Origin of the sequence: Streptomyces palmae (assembly GCF_004684805.1) — a bacterium.
GTDB lineage: Bacteria > Actinomycetota > Actinomycetes > Streptomycetales > Streptomycetaceae > Streptomyces > Streptomyces palmae.
This window is the reverse complement of record NZ_SRID01000364.1, coordinates 1-6981: the sequence shown is the minus strand read 5'-3', so window position 1 is coordinate 6981 and position 6981 is coordinate 1. Positions and strand designations below refer to the sequence as shown.

Here is a 6981-nt window from a genome sequence, read left to right as displayed (position 1 = left end):
GCCGCGCGCCGGCAGGGCGCCGAACACCAGCCCGGCCAGGCACGATCCGGACGCCTGTACGGCCAGCACCACACTGCTCGCCGACCCGGCGCCGTACGACTCCACGGTGGCGACCGTGGCCACCTCCATCGACCCGAACACCGCCCCGGTCGCCAGGAAGGTGACCAGTACGGTCCGCAGCTCGGGAATCCGCAGCGGCGGGCGGGCCGGGGCCTGATGGGGCTCGGTCCGGTGCGGCCGGGGTTCGGTCGCGCGCTGGGCGGTGAACGCCAGCACCCCGGTGACCATCAGGATGACGCCGACCAGTAGCCCGGCCTCCGGGAAGAGCGTCGTGCACAGCACCATCGCCAATGCCGGGCCGAGCATGAAGCACACCTCGTCCACCACCTGCTCGAAGGAGCCGGCGGTGTGCCGGGCCGCCTCGTCGTCCTGGTAGATCACCGTCCACCGGGCGCGGGTCATCGAGCCCATGCTGGGTACGGCGGACGAGCCGATGGTGCAGCAGAACAGCGTCCAGGACGGCGCCCCGTAGTGGACGCACAGCAGCATCGCCGTCACCCCGGTCGCGAACACCCCGACGGCCGGCACCGACACCCGCGCCTGCCCGTACCGGTCCACCAGCCGGCCGAGCAGCGGTGAGGCGATCGCGGTGGCCGCCACGCCGGTCGCCGAGACCGCCCCGGCCAGCGCGTACGAGCCGCGGGACAGCGCGATCATCAGCACCATGCTCACCCCGAGCATCGACCCGGGCAGCCGCGCGGCGAACCCGGCGACGGTGAACGCGAGGGTGCCCGGCGCGGCGAAGATCCGCCGGTACGGCCCGAACACGGATCGCGGACCCCGCCTCCTCGGCCCGGCCGTACCCTCCTCGGCTCCCGCGGGGCCGGGGTCACCCGCGCCACCGGCCACCGGACGCCCCGCCTCGGCCCCATCGGCCACACGGCTGTCCGTGGTGCGGGCACCGGCCGCCCGGCCACCAGCCACCTGGCCACCGGGCGCACGACCGCCCGCCACGAGACGGAGCCCCCTCGGGCGGCCACCGTCCGCCGGACGCCGAACCACAGGACGCGAAGCAAGGAAAAGGATCACCCGACAACGGTCGCGTCCGGTGGCGGCCCGGGTCCAACACCCCTTCCGAACTCATTAACGCACTAGCGATGTGAATGCCGAAGGGTGGAGGATGACCGGGTGCCCCATGACATAGACCCGCGCCTGCTGCGCTCCTTCGTGGCCGTCGCCGAAGAACTCCACTTCACCCGCGCCGCGGCCCGGCTCTATGTCGCTCAGCAGGCACTCAGCCGCGACATCCGGCGGCTGGAGGGGTACTTGGGGGCCGAACTCTTCCTCCGTACCACTCGCCAGGTCACCCTCACCCCGGCGGGCGAACGCCTGCTCCCGCACGCCCTGCGGGTACTGGCGGCGCACGACGAACTGGCCGCCGCCTTCGCCCGCGACGTACGCCCCCTGCTGGTCGACGTGGCGGCGAAGATCGGTACCGCCTACCAGGTGCTGACCCGTACCCGTGCCGCCGTGCCCGACCTGGAGCTGGTGGCCCGCTTCCACAGCGGCCTCACCGGAGCGGCCGCCGACATCCTCGCCGGGCGGCTGGACGTCTCCTTCGGGCGCGTCGCGGGCCTGGCCCCGTCCGTCCTGGCCCGACTCGACCACCACCCGGTCCGCTACGAGCCGATGACCGTGCTGCTGCCGGACGACCACCCCCTCGCCGCCCGGGAGAGCATCCCGCTGGCGGCGCTCTCCGGCGAGACCCTGTACGCCGCCGCGGGCAACCCCGCCACGGCCGAGTGGACCGACCTCGCCACCCGGCTCTTCGCGGGACGCGGGATCCGTATCGCCGAGCCGTTCCCGGAGATCAACGGCGAGGAGGAGTTCATCCGCGTGGTCCGCAAGCACCACTGGTCCGTCCTGGCCAGCGTGGAGTTCATCGAACTCCCCGGCATGGTGCTGCGGCCCCTGGTGGACCCGGTCCCGCTCTCCCCGGTCTCCCTCGTCTGGCGCCGCGGCCTCCACCACCCCGGCCTGGACGCCCTCCTGCGCACCGCCGCCGACCTGGCCGCCCACCACGGCTGGCTCCACCGCCCCCCGAACACCTGGCTCCCCGACCAGGACGCCCGCCTCATGCGGATCCCCTCCGCGGGGGGCGGAACCGGGGGGAGGTGAGGGGGCCTCCCCAGGGCCGCCCGACCCGAAGGCGGCTACCCTCGCGTCACTGAGGATTTCCCACCTCAGACATGGTCACTTTCCGTGTAGTTGGACCAGCCTGCGGACCTGGTGCCCGGCAGTTCCCGCGACCTGCGGCCACCCTCTCGACCAGTCCACATCGCTCACGGTGATCAGCGGTGGTCGCACCCGTTCCCGCAGTACTCGCGCCCAGCAAGATCACGACCCGCATAGACTGATCGGAGCCTCGCCCACCTGACCCGGAGTGCTGTGTGCCTGAACCGCTGACCGTCGCAGTCTGCCAGCCACGCTGTGTCGACCTGGACGTCGCCGCCAACGCCGCTCTGCACGCCGAGGCCGTACTGAGCGCGGAGGCCCGCCTGGTCGTCTTCCCAGAGCTCTCGCTCACGGGCTACGACCTCGCCGCCTCGGCGGTGGCCGCGGACGACCCCCGGCTTGCCCCACTCGTCGATGCGTGCCGCCGCACGGGAGCGATGGCGCTGGTGGGCGCTCCACTGCAGGGCGAGGACGGGCGCGAGTACATCGCGACCCTGGCCATCACGGGCCAGGGGGCGGCGGCGACGTACGCGAAGATGTTCCTGCACGGAGACGAAAGGATCCGCTTCACCCCGGGCGAGAAACCAGCAGTGCTGGAGATCGACGGGTGGCGGTTGGGGCTCGCCGTGTGCCGCGATGCGGCGGTGCCGCAACACGCGGCGGAAACAGCGGCACTCGGCATCGACGCGTATGTGGCCAGCACGCTCTACGGTGCGGGCCCAGAGCAGGCGGCTCGTCGGGACGGGCACATGCAGGAGCGGGCAGCAGCGCACGGCGTATGGGTTGTGTTGTCGACCGCGGCGGGATCGAGCGGCGAGTACCGGGAGACCTCCGGCGGCTCCGGGGTGTGGGCGCCCGACGGCACACTGGTAGCCCAGGCCGGCCCCGAGGCCGGTGCTGTGGTCACCGAGACCCTCGACTGACGGTTCGTGGCCGCCCTCCGAGTGTGGGAGGCCAGCTGATCCGCTGCCCCATTGGGGGCGAGACCTGGACTGATGAGGTTGGAAAGGGCTCACTGTCAGACGCCGGGTGCTTTCGGGGGCCGCACGCTCGGCGATGACGGCGCCGTCAACGCTTCGCGGCGAGCAGCGCGTTGAGTTCGGGGAAGTCGATGGCACCGGTCAGGGAGTCGTAGCCGCCGGTGCCGAAGAGCTCCTGCGCGGCACGTCGGGCGGCGGCGTACGCGGACTGGGCCACCCCCGCACCCAGGCTGACCCTCGCCACGCCCAGGGTGCCCAGCTCGGCGACGCTCGGGACTCCCGGGCCGGCCATGACGTTCAGCGGTACGGAGATGCCCTCGGCCAGCGCCCCGATCGTGGCGGGGTCGGTGGTGCCGGGGACGAAGATGCCATCCGCGCCGGCGTCGACGTACAGGCGCGCCCGGGACAGCGTCTCGTCCAGTCGGGTCTCCGGGTCCCCGAGCCCGAACAGGTACGTGTCGATACGGGCGTTGAGGAAGAGGTCCGCGCCCGCGCGTTCAGCGGTCTGCCGGGCCACGGCCAGCCGCTTGGCGAGCTCGGCCGGAGGCCGGGTGCCGTCCTCGATGTTGACGCCGACGGCCCCCGCCGCGAGCACTCCGGTGACGGTCTCGGCGACGCCGTCCGCGTCCTGCGCGTACCCGCTCTCGATATCGGCGGTGACGGGGACCGAAACCGCCGCGGTGATGCGGGAGATCAGCCCCAGCGCCTGCTCACGGGCGAGGGCGTCGCCGTCCGGACAGCCCAGCGACCAGGCGACCCCGGCGCTGGTCGTGGCGATGGCGGGGGCGCCCGCGGCCTCGATGACGCGAGCGCTCGCCACGTCCCAGGCATTGGCGAGCGCGAGGGGACGGGCGGGGGTGTGCAGGGAGCGGAAGAGGTGAGCCTTGTCCGGCTGGGTGCTGATCATGCGAGCAGTCAAGCACCGCGGCAGGCCCGTCTTCTGGCGAGAATCCGACATGGGCGTCGAGCCCGATCCGCCTGCCGGCCGGGCCGAGCCGGTCGGGCGGTGGCGCAGGGGGCCGGGGCGGCAATCGCCACCCCGGCGCCGGAAATCTGGACGCACGAGAGGCTCCCAGAGGAGGGCAGAGCTATGCGCATGTCGGACGCCGCGGCACCCTCCAGCCGAATGGTCGTGGAGTCCAGTGGCCCGGAATCACCACTCCTTGGGGCGCCCACAGGAAGCCGTAAGGACGTAGAACCACCACACAGGGTTGATGAGGTTGAACCACTTTCCCCTGTGGCTCAGGTGCCGTTGCCAGTAAGTGTCCTGCTCGTCCACCGACACAACGAGAGAGGGTGGGCAGTAGCCGAAAACCGGGACCAGATCCCGTACTGTTGGCGGGCGCCACATACGGAGTGTGTAGAGCATCCAAGCTCCGTGTGATGCCGAGAATCCAGAGGGCCTCACATTGGCCCGCGCGCCGTTGCAGCAGAGCTTCACCCCTCGTGCTTCGAGGTCGGTCCGTATGGATCGCAGTGCCTCGAATACGTTGTTCCCGGCTGCTGTGGATTCGACCCCGCGAGGTGAGACCAGACGCAGAGTCCATGACCCATCGCCGTCGACGATCATCTTCCAGTCGATCTGGCGGCCGTCACTCTGCACGCGGATCGTTAGTTCTTCATACATCGTGCGCGTTTCCCGACGGCTCCTTCTTGGTCCCGAGGTTCCATTTCCCCACCTCAGTGAGTAAGTCTTGGGGGCTTCAGATTGACTTGGGTAGTGGACGTGCTCGGCACTCCAAGCAGCACCTCGCAGTGAGGTGCCAGAGCTTACGAGGGCTCTGGCTCGCAGAACTCGAGAATATCGGTCAACCACCTGCTGGAGCATTGCGGACAGTTCTTCTTGAATGTATGAGACCGGGATCGCTCGACGTAGTCGGAGAAGAGTGGAACCGCTGGTGCTGGGACGAGTGTTGAAAATCGTGTGCGGCACGCGGGACACCTACGGGAGGAGATTTCTGCTATCAGTGCGCCCTTGAAGTCGGCGTCGTCTCCGTCGTGGCGTGAAAGATGGGCGTCAAGGGCTTGGAGGTCTATACCGTCGCTCCAGTGCAGAAAATATCTGGCTGGAGGCCAATGAGGCATCAATCTAAGAGTGATACGTCGAGTTCCACAATGACCGCGCAGGACCCTATCCGCGAGGTCGTTGAAATTTCCCAACTTGTCCCAGGGTTCGCTGACGTCATCCGCCCGTAGATAGACGACCATTCTTTGCTCTATTTCTAAAGTCACTCGCTCCATGGCGCCGCCCTTGACCATATGAGGTATTAATACTTCGTTCCCGCCTGACATTTTCCAGGGCCTGGCGCGCGTTGGCCAGTCAGCTCGTGAACTCTGCAGGGGCTCTGGTGTCGTCCTCGATGTGGTCATCGTCGCCCCCCGGCGAGAGCGCCTCGGTTATGGTTTCGGCAACGCCTTCTGGGTTTTTGGTGTACCCGCTCCCGATATCGGCAGTGACGGGACAGAGGGCGCCGCGATGATTCGGGATATCGGCCCCAGTGCCTGTTCACGGGTGCGGGCGTCACCGCTCCGGGCGGGACGGTGGCCAAGCGACATCGGGCTGTCTCTCGGTCTCACAACCAGGCCATCCGCCACGGCTGGATCTGCCGCCTCCGGACACCTGACGCCCGGGCGTGGATTCGCGCTGAGGTGATTTCTTCCGTGTCTTTTGATGCAGTCTACTATTCGTGTCTGGTGAAATCTGGGATGCCGGTGAACGATTTAGGATCTTGAATTGCCCATACACTGGCTCCCTCGGGTGCTCGTGCGCGTGAGACGGATACTCCGTTGAGGCACGTGTTGCACCAAAGTAGGGCATAGCCAATTCTGCTGATCGGATCGGCGATGTACCTGGCTTGCAGGCTAACGCTGCCGCAGTCAGGGCACTTCAGAGTGTTGTTTTCGGTGACCAATGGGAGAATTCTCAACCATTGTTCTCGTCTTTTCATTTCCTCAATTCCCGTTGTAGAAGTTCCAGAATTGATCCTCTGAGTCGTATGCTGCTCGCTCCCATGCGCCTTCTTGGGTCAAGTCCTTCGGTCGCCCGTAAAGGTCGATCTGCATCACATGCATCCTCTCGTGGCCAATCGTCTTCACCAGGTTCTCTACCGAGGAGAAGGCATCGGGATATAGAGTGATTACCCTACCTGGTGTTGTGTGTCCGTACAGATCCCTGCCAATCAGGTCTACGTCGCGATTTATTTTGACGGTTACCCCGTCAAGGCCGACTCCAGCCTGTTCGGCTATGCGCTTAACATAGCGCTTTTGCATGGGAACTTGGAGGTCGGCAAACGGCCCCGTATTCGTAGTGCGCCTTTCAAGTCCTGTCCATGTGTTAGGCGTACAGGGGGAAAGTCCAAGATGATCATATGACCCTAATGGGTTGTGGACGTATGTCGCCGGATTGGGCGCGGGGGCCAGTCCCAGCGGGTCCGCCGACAGGTAGCGCCCCGTTGTTGGGTCGTAGTAGCGGTGGACGTTGTAGTGGAGGCCGGTTTCGGGGTCGAAGTACTGACCCGGGAAGCGGAGGGGGGTGTAGGCGGTGCTGTCGGTGGTCCAGGTGGTGGTGCCCCAGAGGGTGGAGCGGGTGCGCCAGGTGATGTCGCCGGTTTCGTCGACGAGTTCGGTGGGGGTGCCGACCAGGTCGGTGACGATGGCGAAGAAGCGGGAGTCGATCTCCGCCTGGGTGAGGGTGTCGGTGATGCGTTCGGTCTGGGCGATGGGGCGTAGGCCCGCGTGGTCCCAGGTGAGGGTGACGGGGTGGGGG

General features: G+C 67.6%; 5 protein-coding genes. 2 read left to right on the top strand and 3 right to left on the bottom strand.

The window, feature by feature from the left end; all coding sequences use genetic code 11:
* The coding region (locus E4099_RS26740; protein WP_245245194.1) for an MFS transporter at positions 1-828 on the bottom strand (828 nt) is incomplete at its 3' end.
* A gap of 360 nt (positions 829-1188) precedes the next feature.
* Here E4099_RS26740 and E4099_RS26735 point away from each other — a divergent pair.
* Complete coding sequence (locus E4099_RS26735; RefSeq protein ID WP_135341691.1) at positions 1189-2178, top strand: LysR family transcriptional regulator; 990 nt, start codon at positions 1189-1191, stop codon at positions 2176-2178.
* 272 nt (positions 2179-2450) lie between these two features.
* A complete protein-coding gene (locus E4099_RS26730) occupies positions 2451-3158 on the top strand; it encodes a carbon-nitrogen hydrolase family protein (protein WP_135341690.1) in 708 nt (235 codons plus the stop codon).
* A gap of 145 nt (positions 3159-3303) precedes the next feature.
* Here E4099_RS26730 and E4099_RS26725 read toward each other — a convergent pair whose 3' ends face one another.
* Both E4099_RS26725 and E4099_RS34940 read right to left on the bottom strand, forming a co-directional pair.
* Entirely contained in the window at positions 3304-4122 is an 819-nt protein-coding gene (locus E4099_RS26725; protein WP_135341689.1) for an isocitrate lyase/PEP mutase family protein, read from the bottom strand.
* A gap of 2045 nt (positions 4123-6167) precedes the next feature.
* Positions 6168-6981 (bottom strand): RHS repeat-associated core domain-containing protein (locus E4099_RS34940; RefSeq protein WP_280923527.1); only part of this gene is annotated, 814 nt, incomplete at its 5' end.